We start from the raw sequence: 22188 nt of genomic DNA, 5'->3' as shown, positions 1-22188 counted from the left end.
TATCACTTGAGCTTTCTCCCAGCTCAAGCCACCCGGCTGTCAGCAGCCGCTGAGCGTCGCAGCCCGGCGTTCACCGGCAAAGAACAGCGGGCGCAGGCGCACGCCGATCAGGTTGCCGCCATACGCCGCCACCAGCCACAGCCAGCCATGCAGGCTGCCCGAGGCGATGCCGCTGAAGTAGGCGCCGATGTTGCAACCGTAGGCCAGGCGCGAGCCATACCCCAGCAGCAGACCACCGATCACCGCGGCAATCAGCGACGGCAGCGGAATTTTCAGGCTGGGTGCGAAGCGCCCGGCCAGGCCCGCTGCCAGCAACGCACCGAGAACGATGCCCAGGTCCATCACCGTGGTAATGTCCTGCCACAGCGGAGCGGCCAGGGCCTTGGCGTTGGCCGGGGCTTGCCAGAACACCCAGCTGCCCACGTCCACGCCGAAGCTGGCCAGGGTCTTGGCTCCCCACAGGGCAAATGCCGAGGTGATGCCCCACGGGCGCCCCGCCAGGGCCAAGGTGGCGTAGTTCAGCAGGGCCAGGGCAATGGCGCCCCACAGCAGCGGCCACGGGCCACGCAGGAAACGGCGCAGGCCTTGGTGCTCGCTGCTCACGGGAGCCTCCAGGGTGCCATGGCGGCGCTTTTCCAGCACCACGCTGGCCCAGGCGATGACCGCGAACAGCGCAACGCTCGCCAGCAACGCCGGGGCCACGCCCCAGGCCTGGACGATCGACGTCGCCGGGAACGACGGCAAGGCAAACCACCAGTCGGCGTGATGGGTGGCCGTCACCGAGCCAATGATGAAGAACAGCAAGGTCACCAGCATCCGCGCATTACCGCCACCCACCGTGAACAGCGTGCCCGACGCGCAGCCGCCGCCCAGTTGCATGCCAATGCCGAAGATGAAGGCGCCGAACACCACCGACACACCGGCAGGTGCGACCAGCCCGGTGACCGGCGTGCCGAACAGGCTGCCCGCCGACAACGCCGGGAAGAACAGCAGCACGGCCAGGGTCAGCATGACCATCTGCGCGCGCAGGCCCGCGCCCCGGCGTTCGTTGATGAACACACGCCAGGCCGAGGTAAAGCCGAAGGCGGCGTGGTACAGGGTCAGGCCCAGGGCGGCGCCGACGATCAGCAGCAACATCTGCTTGAAGCCGGCATTGAGGTTGAGGAACCAGGCCCCGGCCAGCAACAGGGCCAGGGCGATCAACGGCGCGCCGAGGCGGCGCGGTTCGGGTGTGGCGGTAACGGAAAGACCCATCGGAATACTCGGATTACAGTGAAACGGGCCCCGAGTATACCCCTGCGCCAGGCATCATGCTGCACGCAGGCCTAGCTTCAATAAGCCTGCTTGCCGGTAAAGGCATTGAGCGTTCGCACCAGGATCACGAAGTCGAGCCACAACGACCAGTTGTTGATGTACTCGATGTCCGAATCGACCCGCTGGATCATCTGCGCAACCGACTTGGTTTCACCCCTGAACCCGCGCACCTGGGCAAGGCCGGTCATGCCCGGCTTGATGTTGTGGCGGGCGAAGTACTCGACGATGTCCTGGGAGTACAACGAGTCATGTTGCAGTGCATGCGGGCGTGGGCCGACCAGGGACATTTCCCCGGTCAGCACATTGAACAGCTGCGGCAGTTCATCCAGGCTGGTGCGGCGAATGAAGGCGCCAACCTTGGTCAAGCGCGGGTCGTTCTTCTCGGCCTGCTTGACCACGCCGTTTTCCGGCTGATGAACATGCATGCTTCTGAACTTCCAGATGCGGAACGATTCGCCCGTCCAGCCAGTACGCTCCTGGCGAAAGAACACTGGCCCCGGGCTGTCGAGCTTGATGGCCAGGGCAACGGCCAGCAACACCGGTGACGCGCACAATACGATCAGCGCCGCCAGCACCCGGTCTTCGAGGTTCTTGAGGAACAGGCTCATGCCGGTCAGCGGCGTTTCCGACAGGGTCAGTACCGGAATCCCGGCAATTTCCCGCACACTGTGGTTGATCAGGCGCAGCGAGAAGATGTCCGGCACCCAGTTCACCGCAATGCACTTGTCGAGCAGCTTCAGGTAGACATCGTTGATCAGCTCAGAGCCGCCCAGTGGGGTCACCAGGTAGACCGTGCGAATGGCATGTTGCGCGACAATTTCGTCCAACTTCTTAATAGAACCCAATATGGCCAAATGCGTTTTACCGTCTGCACTTTCCTGTTCCGAACCGGGAACTTCATCGAGGCTGACACAACCGACTACGCGCTCGCCAAACCACGGGTTATTACTGATCTTCTGATACAGAAAGTTGGCCAGGTCGCCTTCCCCGATAATCAGCGCATTGTCCAGCCGGGCATGGGCGGTAAAACGCTTCTGTACTTCACGCACGGCGAAGTGCAGAAACAACTGGGCAATGTAACCAAATATAAATAACTGCCCGACCACCATCCGCGAATAGGTTTCGCTCTGCTTGGTCAGGAACGCCAGCACCACCAGGAAGCAGAACGTCGCCGACCACGCCTTGAACAGCCGGAACGCCTTGATCGAGAGCCCCACGTTGGTCCGGTAGATCGCGTAATGGTCGTAGATCACCGCCAGGGCGCCGATCAACAGCAGCAGCATGATGACGTAGTCGGAGGTGATGTAGCCGATCTGGTCGTAGATCAGGTACCAGGCCACACCGGTCACCGCGATGCCGTCGAGGCCGGCCTGGATGGCGTTGCTGACGCTGCTCCGGCGCTGAAGTAAGGAACGACTGCTTCTGGGTTCGAACACCATTGTCAGGCCTCATCAAAGTTAGCGCAGCAATTGTTTTTCACCTGGCTGGAACAATTAACTCACACACTTTTCACACTAAGCTCAACAAGGCCCGGGCCTGTTCATGCCCTCGCGGCGTTGATATCACTGTAGCAGCCATGAGTCAGCACGGCGGCGTAATTTAGCGCTGCCGCTGTTTCTGTCGCCCGCCCTGCGACGTATTACTGGCGGTTTGGCCAGCGGCGCGTCCCAGTCGCCAGGTGCGCAGCAGAAACAGCGGGTTGCCCACCACATAACGCATGAACAACCGCCGCGGCTCCTTCAACAAGCGGTAGGCCCATTCGCCGCCCAGGCGCCGTAGCCAGCGCGGCGCCCGGCTCACTTTGCCGCCGAGAAAATCCAGCACCGCCCCACCGCAGACGATCAGGCACGGCCCGGTCGTTGCCTGCAGCCGCGCGGCCACGGCTTCCTGCTTGGGCATGCCCATGCCCAGCACGATCAGTTCCGGTTGTACGGCCTGGGCCAGCGCCACGTAGCGGTCAACCTCGGCAAAGCCGTCGTGCACCGACACCGGCGCAACACCGTACAGCGCCTCGCAACGCCGGGCAGCTTCGCCAAGCACCGGCTCGCGTGTGCCCCAGAACGCCACGCGCCGGCCTTTGTAGGCTGCCAGCAGGCGCGGAATGAAATCGGTGCCGTTCATGTTCAGCCCTGGGTCGAGCCCCAGGCGCCGACACAGAATCGCCACCCCCGAACCATCGCGCAGCAGCAAGTCGGCGTTTGCCAGGGTATGGCTGAAGGCCGCATGCCCGGTGGCCATGTTGAAGCCATGGGCATTGACGAACGCCAGCACCGTCGCTTGCTTGGGCGCGCCGAGCAGCGCCAGCAGGCGCTGCTCCTCGGCCGGGTCACTGACCACATGCATGTTGCCGATCACGCTGTGCCAGCGGGCCTGCCAGGTTTGCTCTGCCATCATTGGTCATCCCGCTTGGAACGCACCCACTGCACCTGGCGGCGGATCAGGAAGCCCAGGTACAGGGGAATTTTCTTGGCCGCATACAACGGTGCATAGATCAGCACCGAGAACGGGATCACTTCCCGGGAGAAACGCCCCCAGGCCAGCAGCACCGCAGCCACCAGCAAGGCCATGCCAATACTGGCCAGCACCGCCGCGCCCCACACACCCAGCCACAGGCCGGCCAGCCAGGCCACCACGAACAGCGCCGACAGCGCCAGGGTCAGCAGCGCCAGCGGTGGCACCAGCAAATCGAGCGCCATGGCCAGCAGCGGCAGCTGGCGCCGCGCCAGGGCACTGCCGAGCAGTTTCGGCCCGTCGCTGACCAGCACCCCCAGGTGGCCATGTTCCCATCGGGTGCGCTGGTTGCTCAGGCCTTCGGGGTTAAGCGGAAACAGGCTGGTCACCTCAGCCTCTGGGCAGAACAGTGGCGGCTTGCCTTGGCGGCAGAACTCCAGGCCCAGCTTGAGGTCTTCGGCCAGGTGCCCGGTGGCCAGGTTGGCCGTGGCCAGCTCTTCCCAGCGAAACGCCATGCCCGTCCCCATCAGCTGGCAGGGCAACCCGGCGCGCGCCATACCCCGTGGCCGCACCAGGTTCTTCATGCGCCAGGCAAACTCGGCCACCTGGATTTTCAGCCCGGCGCCGGCTGGCGCACGCATCAGGTCCAGGGCCTGCACCGGGCGCGCGGTGGCAACGCACAGGTGCGCCAGGTGATCGAGCGAGCCTGCGGTAAGCTTGCAATCGGCATCGATGATAACCACCACCTGCGGCGGTGAAGCGGCCAGGTGCCGAACGCCATGGTCCAACGCATAGCCCTTGCCGCGCAGTTCAGCGTGCTGGCGTTCGGTGACCTGGGCGCCCGCCGCGCGGGCCAGGGCAGCGGTGTCGTCGCTGCAGTTGTCGGCCACCACAAGCAGTTGGTCGCCCTCCCCCAATTGCTCCTGGATGCTGGCCAGCGTCGCGCCGAGCACCGTCGCTTCATTGTGCGCCGGCACCAGCACCGCCAGGCGCGGGCGTGGCCCACGCGGCACAGGCAAGGGGCGTGCGGCCAGGCAGGCCAGCAGCACCTCGGTGAACAGCACCAGCACCGGCACCAGCATCAGCAGGGCCAGCGCGGTCAATAGCCAAGCCAGGAGCGTAATCATGCGCAAGCCTCGAAGTAGCGCGCCAGCTTGGCCGCTTCGGTGTCGATATCGTGGCGTTCCAGCACCCGCTGGCGGGCCGCCTCGCCCATGCGTTGCAGCACCTCCAGCGGCTGCGCCAGGCAGTCGGCCATGGCGGCCGCCAGCTCGTCCACCGCTCCGGCGGGGAACAGCCAGCCGTTTTCGCTCGGCCGCACCAGCTCGGGAATGCCCGCCACATAGGTGGTCAATACCGGGCGGCGCAGGGCCATGGCCTCCATGATCACCACCGGCAAGCCTTCAGCGAAGCTCGGCAGCACCAGCGCGCGGGCCGCGAGTATTTCCTCGCGCACCTGGGCGCTGCTGATCCAGCCGGTGATGCGCACCTGGGCCTGCAGCCCATGGCGGCTGACCAAGGCCTCGATCTGCGGGCGCATCTCGCCGTCGCCGGCCAGCACCAGCTCGAAGGCAATGCCTTGCACGGCCAGCCTGCGCGCCGCCTCCAGCAGCAGCAACTGGCCCTTCTGCTCGCACAACCTGCCCACGCACACCAGCCGTGGCGCCGAGGGAATGGCAACCGCCGGGATCTCATGGAAGGCCCGCTCCAGGCCGCAATGCACGACCTTGACCTTGGGCCAATGCTCGTGGTCCACCCAGCGGTACAGCTGGCTGCGCCCGTAGGAGCTTACCGCCGCGACGAACGCGGCCCGCCGCACCTTCTCGCCCACCTGCAGGAATTGCGGCTTGTCGAACTCCTCAGGCCCATGCACGGTAAAGCTGAAGGCCGGGCCACCCAGGGCGTTGGCCAGCATCACCACCTCGGCGGAATTGGTGCCGAAATGGGCATGCACGTGTTCGGCGCCAAACGCCTGCAACCACTGCACCACCTGGCACGCCTCGGCCAGGTAGACCAGGTGGTACGGCAACGGCCGGTCGGCCCGCAGGCCCAGGCGCATGGCCAGCCACAAGGCCGCGCCAAAGCGCCGGGGCTGGGCGCGCAGCAGCTGCCACAGCGGCGTGAGCAGGCCCTTGATGCCGGCTTGCAGCACGTATTGGGTCTTGTCGCGCTCGGCAAGGTCTTCGCTGTCCTGCAACTCGCCGTCCCAGCCGCGCAAGGCGATGCGTTGCACCACCACGCCCTGGCGTTCCAGGGCGAGTATTTCGCGGCGGATGAAGCTGTGGCTGACTTTCGGGTACTGATTGATGAAGTAAGCAATGCGCATTGGAAATCCATTCAAAGCTTGCTTGAGAGAGGGCCTGGCGGCCTGTTCGCGGCTCAATCCGCCTGCACAGGGTCAGTCACCCACCTGTGGCATCGAGTTGGCCCGCGAACAGGGCGCTGGGCCCTCTTGCGAAAGGGCATGAATTGCAGGGGCATTGGGCGTCGTTGTGCCAAGCACCTCCTCATAGATCCCCAGCAACTCCAGGGCCTGGTCACTGCACAAGGTGATGCCTTGCTTGAAGCTGTTGCGGTGCTGCTGGTAGCGCGCCGGGTGTTCGAGAATGTCCAGCAGCGCCTCGCGCAGGTAGGCTTCGTCTGCACTCAAGGGAATCAGCGTGCCGTTCACCCCATCGACGATGTCCTCGACCGTGCCGCCAGCGTGGGTGCTGATGACCCAGACGTCGCGTACCAGTGCCTCGCGCACCGCAAGGCCAAAGGTTTCCTTCGACTGGGTGGGGAACAGCAACACATCGATGCCGGCGAAGAACTCGTCGATGTTCGCCTGGGTATAGCCCGGCACAATGCTCACCGTACCGGGGATTTTCAGGCTGTGCCGGTTGAACGAGCGAAACCCCAGGTGCAGCAGGTTGTCGACCACCTTCAGCTCGTAGTCCGAGCGGGCCAGCGAGGCAAATGCCCGGGCGATCACGTCGATGCCCTTGATCGCGGCATTGCCGCCCACGAAGCCAAAGCGCAGGGTCTTGCCAGGGTGGCGGTGATAGCCCGCGGCAGGCGGCAGGATGCCGTTGCGGTTGACGCGAATCCTGGCGGCCTCGAAGCCATTGGCGATGTACAGGTTGCGGCAGAACGCACTGGGTGCCAGCAGCAGGCTGGCCTGCTCCAGGGTGTTGGCCAAGAGCGCCTGGCGATAGGTGTTCAGCGCCGGGTCATCGACGCACTGGGCGCACACCTGCAGGTCGACGGTGGTCTGCCCGCAGTAGTGGCCATCTCGGTCGATCATGAACTGGCGCCCGCACACCCACCAGGTGTCGTGCAGGGTCACCACGAAGGGTATCTGCGCCTGCCGGCAGCGTTCGGCCAGCTGTACGCCCAGGCCCTGAATCGAGTGCAGGTGCACAAGGTCTGGCGCCACGCGCGCCAGCACGGCGTCGAACACTGCCACTGTGGCCGGGTTGTCGAAGTCCTCCTGGGCCGAGCGCTGGTCTGGCAAGCCCATGCCCAGCACCACCGCGCCATGGGCTTCATAACGGTACAGGCTGTAGGGCTCGGCATCGGCTTGCGGCAGCGAGGTGAGAATGAACTGCTGGAACGGCGACGCCGCCACCACCAGCCGCGCCATCTGCTCGGCCACCACGGTTGCGCCACCGAAACTGCGCGGGGCGAAGAAAATATTGGCCGCCAATACCCGTCGCCCACGCTCGATGCTCAAGGCCGGCAGCACCTTGCCAAGCTGTTCGCGGGCCTGGGCGTCACCGTCTGCCTGGCTGCCCACCACGCAGACATGCGCCGTGCCCAGGTCGCTCATGGCCATGGCCAAGTTGGGCGTGGACGCGATCGCACGCTCGCACGACAGCATCGCCAGCTGGTACTGGGCCACGGCCATCATCACCGCCAGCACGGCGTCGTCACCCAGCTCGCTCATGTCGTCGCGTTGCCGGTAGGCCTGCGGGTCGAACACCAGTTCGTCGCAATCCCAGAACGAGGTCACCTTCAGCCGCCTGGCCTCCTCCACCAGCTGCACCACCCTGGCAACACCCGGCACCCGGTGCAGTATCAGCGTGCCGCACACCTGCAAGGCACTCAGGCACGCACTGTGCTCGCGCCAGTCGACTACCTGGCACCCGTAGCCCAGCGCGCACACCTGCTGCTGCAGCCAGCCCAGGCGCCCATCCAGGGGCTGTGCGGGGTCGAATTCGCCAATCAACAGCACCTCACGGGGAAACACCTCGCTGGCCGGCACCCCGGGGCTTATCAGTGGCAAGCTTTTGCGCTTGCTGTCGCCAGGCTTGAGGAACAGCCCAGGGCCATGCTTGAGCAGTTCGCGGCAGGCCTTTTTCAGGGTCGGGTACAACCCGGCCTTGCGCAGGTAGGCCCTGAACCGCTGGTCTGCCCGCGGCTCGGTCAACAGCTGACGCAACACCCCGGCAAGCTTGGCGTGCAGGGCCGCCGACTTCGAAGTGGCCAGCGCCGGCTGGCGGATCAGCATGGCGCTGCCCAGGCGCGCACGGTGCGCTTGCACCTGATGCTCGCGCCCGCTTAGCGGCAAGGCCACGGCCAGCTGCGCGAACAAGTCGTCGAGCATGGCCTGGCGGCGGCGATACATCGCCCGTTTCTTCGGCGCGATGTCCTCGACCGCACGCTGGGTGGCGGCCAGGGGGATGCGGAAGAAGCCCTCAAGCTCCGACGGCTCTGCCCCGCTTTCACTCCAGATCACGTCATAGTTGGCGGCCAGGGCCTGGGCCTTGTCGGCGCCGAAATACGGGTGGCGGTGGTGCCGGTTGTCGTCGGCCACCGCGTAGATGCGCCCGGCGCCCAGGCTGCGCGCCAGGAACTTCAACGCCTCGATCACCAGGCTGCGCGGGCGCAGCCCTTCGAAGTCCTTGGTCAGGTCACGGTAGATGTTCAGCGATGTCTCGCTGTCCACGCCCTTGTGAATGCCTTGCACCGCGCCCACGTACAGGCACAGCTCGCCTGCCATGCGGCCCAAGGTGAATGCCACCGAGGCCACGCGCAGCTCGCCCTGGAACAGGTTCAACACCAGCTCACCTTCGCGCTTGAACCAGATCGGCCGGTCCAGCACCAGGGTGCAGCCTGCCGAGTAGGCCGACAGGTCACACAGGGTGCGGCTGTCCTCGCGCCCCAGCAGCACCAGTGCGGGGAACTGCGCGGCCACCACTTCGTAATGGGTGGCCAGCACGTCCAGGCGCACCGGCGCGTCCCACTGCTTGCAGATGTAGGGCCACTGCACCACGCCAATGCAGTCGTAGCCAAGCGCGGCGAAGCCATCGTCGCCCAGCGAGCGCGACATGCGCTGCAAAAACCGCTGCAGCGCCGGCCAGTGCCTGACCACCATCACCAGCAATTTGCGCAGGTTGTTCAGTGCCCGCAGCGAGTACCCCGGCTGCAAGCTGAGCAAGCTACGGGCCAACGATCGGAAGCTCATCGACATGTCACTTGTACTCGATCAATGCAGTCTTGCTGGCAGTGAACCTGTCCAGCGCGAATTTGACCTGCCCGACCATCTCGGGAAACTTCGACAGCACCAGGAAAATGCCCTGCAACCAGTTCTCGCGCGCGGAGCGGTCGCCACGCCTGGCCAGGCGCACCGCTTGCAGCGGGTACACCAGCAACAACAACAGCCCCCAGCCGTCGAACACGGTGCAGGCCAGCAGGATCGCCACGGGCAACGCCAACCCCCACAGCCAGGCCCTGCGCGATTCGCGCCGCCAGTGCCGTTCGGGTGGGTCGCCATGCAGGTAGGCGCCTTCGGCAAAGGCGTAGCCACCGCGCACACTGCGCCGCCACCACTGGCTGAAACGGGTCATGGCGGCGTCGTGCAAGGTCATCTCCTCGCCCAGCCGCCAGATCTTCCAGCCGCGCGCACGCAGGCGCACGCACAGCTCCGGCTCTTCGCCGGCGATCAACCCTGGGCGGAAACCGGACACCCCCTGGAAGGCCTCGACGCGCATCAGTGCATCCCCTCCGCAGGCCTTGGCCTGCCCCACCGGTGTGTCCCACTCCAGGTCGCACAGCAGGTTGTACACCGAACGTTCTGGAAAGCGCTCGCGGCGCCGCCCGCACACCACGGCCACGTCCGGGTGCTGGTCAAGAAACGCCTGCCCCCGCGCCAGCCAGCCGGCCACCACTTCGCAATCGCCGTCGACGAATTGCACGTATTGCAGCGTCGGCGCCAACTGCAACAAACGGGCAAAGCCCTCGTTGCGCGCCCGCGCCGCGGTGAACGGCTGGGCCATGTCCAGCGCCACGACTTCGATACCCAGGCCCTGTGCCTTGTGCACCGAACCGTCGGTGGAGCCCGAATCGACGTAGACGATCTGCTGGGCACTGCCGGCAAGCGATGCCAGGCAACGCTCCAGGCGCAGGCCTTCGTTGCGGCCGATCACCACCACGCCGATGCCGTTCATCATGGGCCTCACTCGACACCTTGGGCTGCGCACGCGGTGTCGCGTGGTGCCCGTTGCTTGATGGTGGCCGGCACCCCCACTGCCAGGCAGTTGTCTGGCACGTCGATCAGCACCACGGCATTGGAGCCGATCACCACGTTGTTGCCGATACGAATATTGCCCAGCACCTTGGCCCCGGCGCCGATGTCGACGTTGTCGCCAATCACCGGCGCAATCGGTTCGCTGACATTCTTAAGGCCGATCACCACGCCATTGCGGATACGGCAATCATCGCCAAAGCGGGCATAGCCGCTGATGACGATGCCGCCGAAGTGGTCGATGACGAAGTTGCGCCCCACCACCACCTCGCAGGGCAGCTCGATACCAGTGATGATCTGCACGAACTTGAACAGCACCTTGTAAACGAAGGAAAACACCTTGCGCAGCAGCGCCGGGCGCACGCCGTAGCGCCAGCGGCCAAAGCGGTACACCAGCATCACCCAGAAGCCTTGGGCACCCCAGTCACCACCGTATGCGCGCAGGTCTGCGCGGATGTTCTCGAACATGGCTTCACCTACCGCGTGGGTTGGGTTGCATAACGGGTCTTGAACAGTATTGACCAAGTAGTGCTGGCATGCCGCCAGCAGGCCTTGATCGCCTCGCGGCCACGGCCCTTGAGCAAGGCCTTGAGCGCCAGGATCAGGTCGCCCAGGCACACCAGGCACATGTGCCAGGCCAGCCCTGCCACGCCGTGATGCTTGCGAAAATAGAGCAGTTCGCTTTCGATCTGGTAGGTGGAGATCTGCCGGCTGGCCGCCTCCAGTTCGGCCACTGACTTGGAGCTTTCGCCGCCGATGTGCACCACGGTGGTGTGCGGGTAGAACACCACCTTCCAGCCCGCTTCCTTGACCCGCTTGCAGTGGTCCACTTCCTCGTAATAGAGGAAGTAGCGCGGGTCGAACAGCCCCACCCGCTCCAGCACTTCGCGGCGTACCAGGTAGAAACACCCCGGCAGCCAGTCGCATTCGCGCACCGAGCCGTGGTCCCAGTTCATCTCATCGACCATCTGCAAGCCCGGGAAGAACCGCGCAAGGCCGGTGCGGGCCACGAAAGTGTTGAGGGGTGTGGGGAAATAGCGGCAGGACGGCTGCAGGTCGCCCTCGCGCCCTTCCAGGCGCACGCCCAGCACACCGCACTCGGGGTGGGCGTCCATGTAGGCGATGGTCTTTTCCAGTGAATCGCTGGCAACGAAGGCGTCGGTGTTGAGCAGCAAGGCGTAGCGGCCCTGCAGGTGGGCGAGCAACTGGTTGTTGGCCCGGCCGAACCCAACGTTGTGCTTGTTGCTCAGCAACAGCGCCTCGGGGCACACCGTGGCCATGCGTGCCACCGAGTCGTCCACCGAGGCGTTGTCCACCACCAGGTAGCTGGCCAGCCGCTCGCTGTCGGCCCGGCGCAAGGCATCGAACATCGGCTGCAGCAGTGCGGCGGTGTTGAAGTTGACCACCATCACATCGACCGGTTTGCTATCCATGGTTGCCATCCCCGAAGAAATACTGCTGGCGCACGGCCGTGAGCGTGGGTTCCAGCGCCGCGTCGTAGGCCCCCTTGCGCTGCTTGACCAAGTCGATCCACGGGTAGGCGTTGCAGCGCTGCTCGACCCGCTCGATCAATTGCTCGGTGGTGCAGATGACCTTGGCCGGGTTACCGCCCACCACCGTGCCCGGCGGCACGTCCTTGGTCACCACGGCGCCAGCGGCCACCACGGCATCCGGGCCGATGGTGACCCGCGGCATGACGATGGCGCCGTGGCCAATGAAGCAGTTGTCGCGGATATCGATGAAGCCCACCGAATCCAGGTGCTTGCCGTAGCGCACCTCGATCAGCGCCACCACCGCGTCATGGCCGATCAAGGTGCAGTCCGACAGCCCCACGCAGCTGCCGATGCGCAGCAGCTCCGGGTCGGTGATGCAGCAGCCTGGGTTGATGTGCACGTTGCTGCCCACCGAGTGAAACTTGCCCCAGCGCGACAAGTACAGGCCCCATTCACGCGCCGTCGGGTTGCACAGCTTCTTGTACATCGCGCTGCCGCGCCCGGTCGCGTTGACGTAGTGGGTGATTGCGCTCCTTAGCCATCCATACATACTGCTTGCCTCGCGAATAGAGCCTTCCTGGACTGTCCCTGAGGCGAACTGGCGTCGTTCTTCTAGGTGCTTGGCCGGTTCACGCTCAACCCCTTGCCGCTTCATGCCACCTTGCTGCTGCCCGCCTTCATCTTCTGATCCAGGTGGTCGGCCAGCCGCAGGGCGAACTGCAACAACGGCATGGTCGGGTTGGAGGCACCGCCGGTGGCGAAGATACTGCTGCCGGCGACGTACAGGTTCTGGGTGCCGAACACCTTGCAGTCGGTGTCCACCACGCCGAAGTCCGGTGAGGCGGCCATGCGCGTGGTGCCCATGTGGTGCGCGTGTGGCGAGACTTTCAGCGGCACGCTGCTGTCGTAGACGAAGTCGTTGAGCTTGACGAAGCCCAGGTCGGCCTCGGCGAACTGCTTGGCAAGCTCGGCACCGATGCACTTGATGGTGTGGCGGTCGGCCTCGTTGACCACCCAGTTGACATTGACCTTGGGCAGGCCCAGCGCATCCTTTTCCGCCAGCAAGGTGATATGGCTTTGCGGGTCGGGAAACTGCTCGATCATGGTGCTGATCACGCCGTCGCCGGGGCAGCTGAACTTGGCCACGAACTCGATCTTGCTGGCCACGCCCCATTCGCAGGCGAGGTTTTCCAGAAAGTGCTTCACCTCGGCCGTGCGGCCGTAGGTCACCACCTGGTCGAGGATGGTCATGGTGACGTTGCCCTTGCCGGCGTGGTACTCGGCGACGAAGGCATCGGTGGTGTAGTACTGGTGCGGTTCGCTGTACTGCTCGCCCTTGAGGATGAAGGTGCCCATCTCGACGTTCAGGTGTTCCATGAAGCAGCGGCCCACCAGGCCGTCGGGGCTGATGACGCCCGCCTCGCGCAACGACTGGCTGTTGAGCAGCTGGCGGGCATTTTCGATCGAACCGGTGGCGAGGATGAAGTTCTTCGCCTGCAGCCGTTGATGGTGCTTGTCGTAGTCCGTCACCTTGATGGCCTTGAGGCTGCCCGAGGCCTTGTCGAACTCCAGGTCGATGCAGTTGCAGTTGATGAACACCTCCAGCCCGGCGGTGTGGTCGAGGGCATCGGCATACTTCTGGGCAAAGCGTGTGGGCGGGCTCAGCAGAAAATGGTCGGCATCGAAGTCGCCGCCGTCCAGGGTCGCGTTCACTGCGCGAAATTCACCGTTCAGGGGCAGGTCGACGATGGCCATGGCCGCCGGCAGGTAGGGTTCTATTTCCGAATAGGGAATCGGCCAGCCCGGCATGCCCACCGGCGGTTGCACGGCGAAGTCCGAGGCGGTGAATGGCCGGCAGCGGCCCGCCCAGTGGTTGGAGGTGCCGCCCAGGTAGCGCAGGCGGGTTTCCTCGGCATACAGCTCCAGCCCCGAGGAGTTGGTTTTGTACAAGTCTTGGGAACGAGGCTCGAAGGTGGTGCCACCGCCTTCGACCAGGGCCACGCTCCAGCCGGCTGCCGCCAGGCGCAAACCCAGCGTGATACCGGCCGGCCCTGCGCCGACAATGCAGAAATCATAGGCATCGCGCAGCGTTTTCTGCGCCTGATAATCCTTGATCATGCCTGGCCGTTCCGTAAATGCCGGGAGGGTATTACCCAGCCATTGATTACCACGAAGCCCTCAGGCACCGCCGCCTTGCGTGGCACCTGCACGGCGGTGCCGAACAGGGCGCTGCCCGCGCCCAGCAGCACACAGTTACGCAGAAAGCCCCGGCGATCCAAAAGCGGCGTAAAGAACGTAAGCTTCCCCATGGTCCCAGTTCCCTGCCGATTTTCTAAGAATCCTAGCCACTTATCCGCGATGCGCTACCCTGCCCATCACCTTGCCGCACGGCATGCCACGATCATTTCACAGCCAATGGAAAAACCAGGTCAGCAACTGGCCGCACAGCGCACCGACGGCCACCATCGGCAACACCAGCAGCTCGCGCTTGAGGTTGAGCAGGCCCAGCTTGCGGTTGACGTAGACGATCAGCACCAAGGTAGGCAACGGGTGCAAGGCGACCCCCCAGATCGCCAGGTGCGGCCCGCCAATCGCCAGCAACAGCGGCAGCGCCACCCACAGGGACACCAGGCGGATGATGTTGTCCATGGCCTGGTACTTGGTATGGCCCAGGGCAATCCACACCTGATGGGTCAAGGTATAGCGCAAGGTGAGGAACGACAGCGAAAGAATTGCCAGCATCGGCCCGGCCTCGGCATAGCGGGCGTCGTACATCCAGCTGATCAGCAGCGGGCTTGCGGTCAGGAAGCCCCCGCAGATGAACAGCGTCACCACGTCGACCAGCAGCTTGAAGCGGTCGTACAGGGTACGCAGGCGGTCGTGGTCGCCTTCCCGGGTGGCCTCGCTGAACGCCGGCAGGGCCACGGCGCCAAACAGCTTCATCAGCCCGGTCTGGATTGAACCCAGAATCAACACGGCAATCGAGTACACCCCAAGTTCTGCCACCGACATGCTGGCGCCGAACCAGATGCGGTCGCCATACATGGCCAGTACGCCAACAATCGACGACAACAGGATCCAGCGGCCAAAACTGACCAGCTCGTCCAGCGCGCTACGGTCCCACTGCAAGCGATTGCTCGGCCCTTGCAGCGCGGTGTGGCCCAATACCGTCCCCACCAGCGCGGCCACCAGGCTCGCGGCCACCAGCGACCAGATCGAGCGGGTCAGCCAACCGACGACCAGCATCACCAGCAAACCGGCAACTTGCGAGGCCAGGTCTACCAGCACCACCCGTTTCTGCTGGAAGGTGCGCACGGCCACATCCATCTTGGTTGAGCCAAACCCCCAGATCACCGCCTGCAGGCCGGTAATCGCCAGTACCAGGGGCAGTTCGGGCGCGGCATAGGTGGAGCCGGCCGGCCACAGGTTGGCCAATTGCGACAGCCAGGCGCCCAGCGCCAGCAGCAAGGTGACGCCGAACAGCAGCAAACCGCGCACGATCTGCACGGTCCAGGCGGTATTGAGGAACAGCGGGTCGTCGCCACGCGGGCTCTGGATGATGTTCTGCCGCAGGCCCACATCCGACAGCAGCTGCAGCAGCACCGAGGCGGTGGTGGCAATGACCATCACCCCGAACATTTCCGGTAACAGCAAACGGGCCATGATCAGGTTGCCGCCCAGGCGCATCACCTGCGAGGCCAGCAGCGACACCAGGTTCCATGCCCCGGCGCCCAGCGCGCGCTTGCGCAGACTTCCAGCTGCTGACACATCAATCGACGGCATCGCTACGATCTCTGACTGAAATGGCTAGAAGTCACTATAGTTTCAATTAGCCATGCCGCTAGCCGTCGTCCACCGAGGGATAGGTGCCCAGAGCCCATGCCTGAACAATTTCGTGCGTTGATCGTCATTCTGTTCCTCGCCTGCGTGGTGTTCGTGCTCGCCCGCAAGCCGGCCGCCGACCTGATTCCCGACCGCGACTTCAAGCGCCGGCGCAACCTGTGGTTCCTGGTTACCCTGGTGGCGTTCTTTTCCTTCAGCTTCTGGGTGTATGCCGCTGCAGCGACGATCACCCTGTTCCTGGCCGGGCGCCGCGAGCACAACGTCATGGCGCTGTTCTTCATGCTGGTGTTCGCCATTCCGCCGGCGATGGTGCAGATTCCAGGGTTCGGGGTGATCAACTACCTGATCGAAGTCAACCATATCCGCATCCTCACCCTGTGCGTGCTGCTGCCTGCCGCGCTGGCCCTGAGCAAGCAAGGCGACACAGTGCGCCTGGGGCGTACCGGCCCCGACAAGTGGTTGCTGGGCGGCGTGGTGCTGATGACCTTGCTGTACCTGCGTGAAACCACGCTCACCGACACCCTGCGCCAGGCCGTGTCGCTGTACATCGACGTGGTGCTGCCGTATTACGTCGCCAGCCGCGCCCTGAAGACCGTGCAAGACTTCAAGGCGGCATTGCTCGCCTTCGTCATCGCGGCCTTCTTGCTGTCGATCATCGCCATGGCCGAATTCGCCCGCCACTGGCTGCTGTACAACGGCCTGATCGCAGCGCTAGGCATTGACTGGAGCATGTCCAGCTACCTCAGCCGCGGCGGCTCGCTGCGGGCCAGCGCCACCACGGGCCAGGCCATCGCCCTGGCCTATGTGATCAGCGTGGCGATCGGCTTTTTCCTGTTCGTCCAGGGTTATGTGCGCAGCAAGCTGCAGCGCTACATGGGTGCCCTGCTGCTGGCCGCTGGCCTGGTGGTGCCACTGTCGCGCGGCCCCTGGATTGGCACCGGGGTGATCATCGCGGTGTTCATCGCCACCGGCAAGGGCGCGGTCAAGCGCCTGAGCCTGCTGGCCTGCGCCGGCCTGCTGGCGTTACCGTTGCTGGCGGTGGTGCCGGGGGGCGAAAAAGTCATCGACCTGCTGCCATACGTCGGCAACGTCGACAAGGAGAACATCACCTACCGCGAGCGCCTGCTGGACAACTCGTGGATCGTCATCCAGCGCTACCCGTTCTTCGGCTCGTTCGATTTTCGCAATACCCCGGAAATGCAGGCGATGATCCAGGGCGAAGGCATCATCGACATCGTCAACAGCTACATCAGCCTGGCCTTGCGCTTTGGCCTGGTCGGCCTGGGGCTGTTCGTGGGTTTCTTCTTCAGCATCATGCTCGGCATCCACAAGGCGATGCGCGCCTTCCCCGACAAGGATGACGAACACCGAAGGCTTGGCCGGGCGCTGCTGGCCACGCTGCTGGGCATCATGGTGATCATCTTCACGGTCAGCAGCATCACGGTGATTCCGGTGGTGTATTACTCGGTCGGCGGCCTGGGCATGGCCTACATGCAGCTGGTGCGCCGCCTGCGCAACAGCGAAGCCGCGGCCCTCGCCAGCCCCGCCCTTCAACCCAGGTAACCGCCATGACTGTCGCCTCGCTGCGCCCGAGGATGCGCGCCTCGGTACTGCTTGCCCTGCTGCTGCCGCTGGCCGCCTGGGCCACGCCATGGACCGCCAGCGTTGACGAACGCAACGGCCTGCCCAGCGTCACCCGTGGCGGCGGCCCGGCCATGGTGGCGCGCTTCGACTTCTGGGGCAGTGACTGGAGCTGGACCGGCATGGGCACCGAATTCAAGGTCGATGGGCCCTTCCAGTACAGCCTCAAGGGCAAGAACCCGCAGCTGGAGTTCGACCTCACGGCCACCATCGCCAAGCCCCAGGCACAGACCTTGAGCTGGGACTTCGACCTGGATGCCCACCGCGATAAAAGCGGGGTGATGGGCGGTGGGATGGTGTTCACCTTCGACCCATCGCTGTTCAAGGACATGGGCGAACCCACACTGCTGCCTGGGAACCGTGGCTGGGCCTGGGGCAATGGGCCAAGGCACCTGGAAATGCGCTTCGAGCCGGGGCTGGCGAAGGTGTACTTCGAGCGCGGCGACACCTCCGAGGTGCGCGCCTTCTTCTATACCGACCCGATTCGTGCAGGCCAGCAGCGGATCAAGGCCACCCTGAACGTAACCGGCGATATCGAACTTGCCCCCACGCCCAGCGAACGCTTCGGCCTGGCCGACCCCGCCACCTGGCCAGACGACCAACTGCCTTGGCGCACCTCGCCGGTGGACCTGTCGTTCCTCAATGCCGGGGAGAAGCCAGCCGGCAAGCGCGGCTTCGTGAAGGCCGTAGGCGAGCAGTTGCAGTTTGCCGACAACACCCCGGTACGCTTCTGGGGCACCAACCTTGCGGCCTATGCGCTGTTCACCACCCCTGACGAAGAAGTGAAGCTGCAAGCCAAGCGCCTGTCGGCACTGGGGTTCAACCTGGTGCGGCTGCACCACCACGACTCGCCCTGGGTCAGCCCGAACGTGTTTGGCGAGCCCAAAAGCCTGCACAACACCCGGGAATTGAGCGCCGAGGCGCTGAAGAAGCTCGACTGGTGGATCAAGTGCCTCAAGGATGAAGGCATCTATGTGTGGCTCGACATGCACGTGGAGCGGGTGGTCACCGCCGGCGATGACATCTACGCCTTCGACGAACTGGCCAAGGGCGAGCAGTACGCCGGCATCAAGGGCTATGCCTACGTCAACGTGACGGTGCAACAGGCAATGAAGCGCTTTGCCGAGCAGTACCTGACCCACGTGAACAGCTTCACCGGCCTAGCCTACAAGGACGACCCGGCCATCGCCGCCGTGCTGATCACCAATGAGAACGACGTTACCCAGCACTTCGGCAACGCCCTGCTACCGGACAAGGGCGTGCCGCTGCACACCCGCCTGTACATGGACCAGGCCAAGGCCTTCGCTGCACGCAGCCAGCTGCCCGCAGACAAGACCTGGCGGGCCTGGGAGCCGGGCCCCGGCAAGCTGTTTCTCAACGACCTGGAGCACCGCTTCAATGTCGACATGATCGAGCATCTGCGCGGGCTTGGGGTCAAGGTGCCGATCGTCACCACCAGCACCTGGGGGGGCAACGGCCTGGCCGCCCTGCCGGCGCTGACCACCGGCAACCTGGTCGACGCCCACAGCTACGGCGGCATCGGCCAGCTGGAAAAGAACCCGCTGACCAGCGATGGCATGGTGCACTGGCTGGGTGCAGCCCAGGTGGTGGGCTTGCCGATGACGGTGACCGAGTGGAACGCCGAGCCGTTCCCCCTGCCCGACCGCCACTCCCTGCCGCTGTACGTGGCGGCCACGGCCAGCCACCAGGGCTGGGCGGCGGTCATGCAGTATGCCTACAGCCAGCAGGCGTTCCTTGAAGGCTGGCGCCGCGCCGACAATTGGAATGCCTACAACGACCCGGCCATGATGGCCACGATGCCCGCCGCCGCCCTGCTCTACCGCCGCGAGGACGTGCACCTGGCGAAAACCCGCTACGTGTTCGCACCAACCCCCGCGCAGCTGTTCGGCAAGGCCATTACCCCGGCCAACTCGGTGATGCTGCGCACCGCCATGGAAAAAGGCCGCCTGCAGGTTGCCATGCCGCAGACCCCAGAGCTGCCTTGGCTGCAGCCCGCCGTGGTGCCCCAGGATGCCCAGCTGCTCAGCGACCCGGACCAGGCGCTGCTGGAGGCCACTGCCAGTGAATCGGTCACCGATACCGGCGAGATCCGGCGCAATTGGCAACAGGGCCTGTACACCCTCGACACCCCGCTGACCCAGGCCGCCACCGGTTGGCTGGGTGGGCACCCGGTGAAGCTGGCCGCCATCGAGGTGCAGTTGCAAACGCCCTATGCCAGTGTCGTGGTGCAAAGCCTTGAGGCCAAGCCGCTCGGCCAGTCGCGCCACCTGCTGATTTCCCTCGGCAGCCGCGCCGTGCCCAGGCCCGAGGACGTTACGCCGTTTCATGTGGAGCCGTTGCAGGGCAGCCTGAGCATCGCAGCGCCGGCGGGGCTGAAACTGTACAGCCGCAGCGCCGAAGGCAAGGAAAGCACGTTACCGGCGGCGTACAAGGATGGCCACTACCTGATTACCTTCGACGGCCAGCACATGGCCAACTGGCTGTTCCTGAAATAGCCATCTAGAGTCAAGTCAGCCTGTATCGCAGGGCATTCGACGCTACGTCTGTTCCAGGAGGATTGGATGAAGTATTTGGTTGTCGGGGGTGCAGGTTATATCGGTTCGCACATGGTCAAGTACCTGCTGCAGGCCGGCCATGAGGTGGTGGTGGCGGACGTCGACCCGGCAACCCCTGGGGTTGAACGGGTAGCGCTGGACATCGCCGACAGCCGCGCGCTGGACGCCTTGTTCAGCGACTATGCCTTCGATGCCGTGTTTCATTTCGCATCGTACATCCAGGTGGGCGAATCGGTGCTCGCCCCTGCCAAGTATTACCGCAACAACGTCACGGCCACGCTCAGCCTGCTCGATGCCATGGTTCGCGCCGGTATCGGGCATCTGATTTTTTCTTCCAGCGCCGCGGTGTACGGCAACCCGCAGTACACGCCCATCGATGAGCAGCATGCCAAGGCGCCGATCAACCCTTACGGGCGCAGCAAGTGGATGGTCGAGCAGATCCTCGAAGACTATGACCGGGCCTATGGCTTGAAGTCGGTCTGCCTGCGCTACTTCAATGCCGCCGGTGCCGACCCGCAGGGCCAGCTGGGCGAGTGCCACGAGCCGGAAACCCACCTGATTCCGTTGATCCTGCAGGCCGCTTCCGGGCGCCGCGAGGCGGTCACGGTGTTTGGCCACGACTACGACACGCCCGATGGCAGCTGCATTCGCGATTACGTGCACGTCGAGGACCTGGCCTCGGCCCATGCCCTGGCCGTGGCGTACCTGCAGGGCGGCGGCGACAGTACTGCATTCAACCTGGGCAACGGGGTGGGGTTTTCGGTGCAGGCGGTGATCGACACGGCGCGGGCGGTGACCGGGCGGCCGATCAAGGTGATCGAGGCCCCCCGCCGTGCTGGCGACCCACCGCGGCTGGTGGCCGATGCTGGCAAGGCGCAGAGTGTGCTCGGCTGGCAGCCAGCGTTCAGTGCCCTGGAGGAGATTGTGCGCCATGCCTGGCAGTGGGAATTGAAGTACCCCTGGAAGTGAACAACAGGCGCCGCGTTGCGGCGCATCGCGAGCTGCGCTCGCTCCTACCAGGCCTACACAAAACCAACCACCCCTGTAGGAGCGGGCTTGCCCCGCGAACACCGGCGAAGCCGGTGCCATGCACCGCGGTGCCTGCTTCGCGGGGCAAGTCGGGTCGCCGCACCGCCGCTCCTACAGCGTCATATGCACCACCCCATCAACCCGCCCGCATCGGCCGCGCCAGCTGTTGTAATTCCACACCATCGAGCAACGCTTCGACCACCGCTTTGGCCGAATCCAGCCCATGATCATTGGCCAGCAGCAAGTCCCGGCAGGTACCAGTAGCTGATTCCATCGCCTTGAGGTTGGTGGCAAATGCACCTTTGAGCAGCGTCGACAGGTGCACCAGTGCATCTTCCAGGTCTACGCCCGAACGTACGGAGAACAGCGAGGGGTGACTGCATTCACAGTGGCCGAAATCGCAAGACGCCGTGGTGGCGCGGATGGGCGGGTCGGGTAAGCCTTTTGTCATTGTGTCGCTCCTTGATTCAATGGAGCCGCCACAGATCGCTACCAAACGAATGGGTGACGGCTGTACGCAGGTTGGTAGACCGGGAATCAAGGAAACCGGCGCGCACGAGGGCGCCCTACGCACAGCCGCCATAAAACGAAACAGCGGCCACAAAAAAGCGCCGACGTATCGCAATGGGGGCGCTGATGCGCCTTGATTGATCGCGGGCTACCAAACCCGGCTGCTGGATTGACAGCAGCGGGCAGAGACTACCGGGCTCGGGGGCGGGATTCAAGTTACGTGTACTTGCTGTAACACTTACCTTACCGCGGCTGGCCTCATCGCGGGCTGCGCTGTCGCGAAGAGAACATCGCCAGCGGATGCGCCGCAATCCCCCGTAGGAGCGGGCTTGCCCCGCGAACACCGGCGAAGCCGGTGCCATGCATCGCGGTGCCTGCTTCGCGGGGCAAGCCCGCTCCTACACAGGATCTCCTACCGGGCCTGCACAAATCCTGGTAGGAGCGAGCGCAGCTCGCGAAGGGCCGGCACAGGCAACGCACTCCCCACCGCGGCTGGTGGCCGATGCTGGCAAGGCGCAGAGTGTGCTTGGCTGGCAGCCTGCGTTCAGTGCCCTGGAGGAGATTGTGCGCCATGCCTGGCAGTGGGAATTGAAGTACCCCTGGAAGTGAACAACAGGCGCCGCGTTGCGGCGCATCGCGAGCTGCGCTCGCTCCTACCAGGTCTACACAAAACTACCCCCCCCCTGTAGGAGCGGGCTTGCCCCGCGAACACCGGCGAAGCCGGTGCCATCCACAGCGTCGCTTTCTTCGCGGGCAAGCCCGCTCCCACAGGGGATTGCGGCGCGGCTGCTGGCAATGTTCCCTGCGCGACAGCGCAACCCGC

Annotated in this window: 17 protein-coding genes; 3 read left to right on the top strand and 14 right to left on the bottom strand. The window is 64.7% G+C overall.

Annotated features, from left to right (window positions below; all coding sequences use genetic code 11):
* Nucleotides 1–39 precede the first annotated feature (39 nt).
* From F3J44_RS02460 to F3J44_RS02400, 13 genes are all read right to left on the bottom strand, one after another.
* On the bottom strand, nucleotides 40–1254 hold the full coding sequence (locus tag F3J44_RS02460; RefSeq protein ID WP_167270456.1) for a YeeE/YedE family protein: 1215 nt from the start codon (nucleotides 1252–1254) through the stop codon (nucleotides 40–42).
* A 77-nt stretch (nucleotides 1255–1331) separates the two neighbouring features.
* Nucleotides 1332–2753, bottom strand: a complete 1422-nt coding sequence (locus tag F3J44_RS02455) for an undecaprenyl-phosphate glucose phosphotransferase (RefSeq protein WP_167060973.1) — start codon at nucleotides 2751–2753, stop codon at nucleotides 1332–1334.
* A 160-nt stretch (nucleotides 2754–2913) separates the two neighbouring features.
* Nucleotides 2914–3708 (bottom strand): WecB/TagA/CpsF family glycosyltransferase, encoded by a 795-nt coding sequence (locus tag F3J44_RS02450; protein WP_205299630.1) that lies wholly within the window; start codon nucleotides 3706–3708, stop codon nucleotides 2914–2916.
* The gene (locus tag F3J44_RS02445) at nucleotides 3705–4892 is read right to left on the bottom strand and encodes a glycosyltransferase family 2 protein (RefSeq protein ID WP_167270454.1); all 1188 of its coding nucleotides are present in this window, start codon (nucleotides 4890–4892) and stop codon (nucleotides 3705–3707) included. The genes F3J44_RS02450 and F3J44_RS02445 overlap by 4 nt, the downstream gene beginning before the upstream one ends.
* On the bottom strand, nucleotides 4889–6091 hold the full coding sequence (locus F3J44_RS02440) for a glycosyltransferase family 4 protein (protein ID WP_167270452.1): 1203 nt from the start codon (nucleotides 6089–6091) through the stop codon (nucleotides 4889–4891). The genes F3J44_RS02445 and F3J44_RS02440 overlap by 4 nt, the downstream gene beginning before the upstream one ends.
* A 72-nt stretch (nucleotides 6092–6163) precedes the next feature.
* The gene (locus F3J44_RS02435) at nucleotides 6164–9214 is read right to left on the bottom strand and encodes a DUF535 family protein (RefSeq protein ID WP_167270450.1); all 3051 of its coding nucleotides are present in this window, start codon (nucleotides 9212–9214) and stop codon (nucleotides 6164–6166) included.
* A gap of 7 nt (nucleotides 9215–9221) precedes the next feature.
* Nucleotides 9222–10199: a glycosyltransferase family 2 protein gene (locus tag F3J44_RS02430; RefSeq protein ID WP_167270448.1), complete on the bottom strand. Its 978-nt coding sequence runs from the start codon at nucleotides 10197–10199 to the stop codon at nucleotides 9222–9224.
* Between the two features lie 5 nt (nucleotides 10200–10204).
* A complete protein-coding gene (locus F3J44_RS02425) occupies nucleotides 10205–10741 on the bottom strand; it encodes a serine O-acetyltransferase (RefSeq protein ID WP_167060963.1) in 537 nt (178 codons plus the stop codon).
* A gap of 8 nt (nucleotides 10742–10749) precedes the next feature.
* Entirely contained in the window at nucleotides 10750–11706 is a 957-nt protein-coding gene (locus tag F3J44_RS02420; protein WP_167270446.1) for a glycosyltransferase family 2 protein, read from the bottom strand.
* Nucleotides 11699–12316, bottom strand: coding sequence for a DapH/DapD/GlmU-related protein (locus tag F3J44_RS30185; protein ID WP_167060958.1), 618 nt, complete (start codon nucleotides 12314–12316; stop codon nucleotides 11699–11701). Before F3J44_RS30185 ends, F3J44_RS02420 begins: the two co-directional genes overlap by 8 nt.
* A gap of 101 nt (nucleotides 12317–12417) precedes the next feature.
* Entirely contained in the window at nucleotides 12418–13884 is a 1467-nt protein-coding gene (locus tag F3J44_RS02410; RefSeq protein WP_167060955.1) for a GMC oxidoreductase, read from the bottom strand.
* Nucleotides 13881–14075, bottom strand: coding sequence for a hypothetical protein (locus tag F3J44_RS02405; protein WP_167270444.1), 195 nt, complete (start codon nucleotides 14073–14075; stop codon nucleotides 13881–13883). Before F3J44_RS02405 ends, F3J44_RS02410 begins: the two co-directional genes overlap by 4 nt.
* 97 nt (nucleotides 14076–14172) lie before the next feature.
* Entirely contained in the window at nucleotides 14173–15549 is a 1377-nt protein-coding gene (locus F3J44_RS02400) for an oligosaccharide flippase family protein (protein ID WP_167060950.1), read from the bottom strand.
* Nucleotides 15550–15645: 96 nt separating this feature from the next.
* Here F3J44_RS02400 and F3J44_RS02395 point away from each other — a divergent pair, with 96 nt between their 5' ends.
* From F3J44_RS02395 to galE, 3 genes are all read left to right on the top strand, one after another.
* Nucleotides 15646–17172, top strand: coding sequence for an O-antigen ligase (locus F3J44_RS02395; RefSeq protein ID WP_167270442.1), 1527 nt, complete (start codon nucleotides 15646–15648; stop codon nucleotides 17170–17172).
* Nucleotides 17173–17177: 5 nt separating this feature from the next.
* Nucleotides 17178–19766, top strand: a complete 2589-nt coding sequence (locus tag F3J44_RS02390) for a glycosyl hydrolase family 5 (RefSeq protein WP_167270440.1) — start codon at nucleotides 17178–17180, stop codon at nucleotides 19764–19766.
* A 66-nt stretch (nucleotides 19767–19832) separates the two neighbouring features.
* Nucleotides 19833–20795: a UDP-glucose 4-epimerase GalE gene (galE, locus tag F3J44_RS02385; protein ID WP_167270438.1), complete on the top strand. Its 963-nt coding sequence runs from the start codon at nucleotides 19833–19835 to the stop codon at nucleotides 20793–20795.
* A 196-nt stretch (nucleotides 20796–20991) separates the two neighbouring features.
* Here galE and F3J44_RS02380 read toward each other — a convergent pair whose 3' ends face one another.
* Nucleotides 20992–21306, bottom strand: coding sequence for a DUF3077 domain-containing protein (locus tag F3J44_RS02380; protein ID WP_167270436.1), 315 nt, complete (start codon nucleotides 21304–21306; stop codon nucleotides 20992–20994).
* Nucleotides 21307–22188 lie beyond the last annotated feature (882 nt).

The organism is Pantoea sp. Tr-811, from assembly GCF_011752535.1.
Lineage (GTDB): Bacteria > Pseudomonadota > Gammaproteobacteria > Pseudomonadales > Pseudomonadaceae > Aquipseudomonas.
The sequence above is the reverse complement of the archived record's forward strand: the minus strand, read 5'-3'. Positions and strand labels throughout refer to the sequence as shown.

Bases quoted from the DNA above. Each gene is read 5' to 3' on its own strand.
- F3J44_RS02460 (WP_167270456.1), bottom strand. From the start codon at position 1,254: ATGGGTCTTTCCGTTACCGCCACACCCGAACCGCGCCGCCTCGGCGCG.
- F3J44_RS02455 (WP_167060973.1), bottom strand. From the start codon at position 2,753: ATGGTGTTCGAACCCAGAAGCAGTCGTTCCTTACTTCAGCGCCGGAGC.
- F3J44_RS02450 (WP_205299630.1), bottom strand. From the start codon at position 3,708: ATGATGGCAGAGCAAACCTGGCAGGCCCGCTGGCACAGCGTGATCGGC.
- F3J44_RS02445 (WP_167270454.1), bottom strand. From the start codon at position 4,892: ATGATTACGCTCCTGGCTTGGCTATTGACCGCGCTGGCCCTGCTGATG.
- F3J44_RS02440 (WP_167270452.1), bottom strand. From the start codon at position 6,091: ATGCGCATTGCTTACTTCATCAATCAGTACCCGAAAGTCAGCCACAGC.
- F3J44_RS02435 (WP_167270450.1), bottom strand. From the start codon at position 9,214: ATGAGCTTCCGATCGTTGGCCCGTAGCTTGCTCAGCTTGCAGCCGGGG.
- F3J44_RS02430 (WP_167270448.1), bottom strand. From the start codon at position 10,199: ATGATGAACGGCATCGGCGTGGTGGTGATCGGCCGCAACGAAGGCCTG.
- F3J44_RS02425 (WP_167060963.1), bottom strand. From the start codon at position 10,741: ATGTTCGAGAACATCCGCGCAGACCTGCGCGCATACGGTGGTGACTGG.
- F3J44_RS02420 (WP_167270446.1), bottom strand. From the start codon at position 11,706: ATGGATAGCAAACCGGTCGATGTGATGGTGGTCAACTTCAACACCGCC.
- F3J44_RS30185 (WP_167060958.1), bottom strand. From the start codon at position 12,316: ATGTATGGATGGCTAAGGAGCGCAATCACCCACTACGTCAACGCGACC.
- F3J44_RS02410 (WP_167060955.1), bottom strand. From the start codon at position 13,884: ATGATCAAGGATTATCAGGCGCAGAAAACGCTGCGCGATGCCTATGAT.
- F3J44_RS02405 (WP_167270444.1), bottom strand. From the start codon at position 14,075: ATGGGGAAGCTTACGTTCTTTACGCCGCTTTTGGATCGCCGGGGCTTT.
- F3J44_RS02400 (WP_167060950.1), bottom strand. From the start codon at position 15,549: ATGCCGTCGATTGATGTGTCAGCAGCTGGAAGTCTGCGCAAGCGCGCG.
- F3J44_RS02395 (WP_167270442.1), top strand. From the start codon at position 15,646: ATGCCTGAACAATTTCGTGCGTTGATCGTCATTCTGTTCCTCGCCTGC.
- F3J44_RS02390 (WP_167270440.1), top strand. From the start codon at position 17,178: ATGACTGTCGCCTCGCTGCGCCCGAGGATGCGCGCCTCGGTACTGCTT.
- galE (WP_167270438.1), top strand. From the start codon at position 19,833: ATGAAGTATTTGGTTGTCGGGGGTGCAGGTTATATCGGTTCGCACATG.
- F3J44_RS02380 (WP_167270436.1), bottom strand. From the start codon at position 21,306: ATGACAAAAGGCTTACCCGACCCGCCCATCCGCGCCACCACGGCGTCT.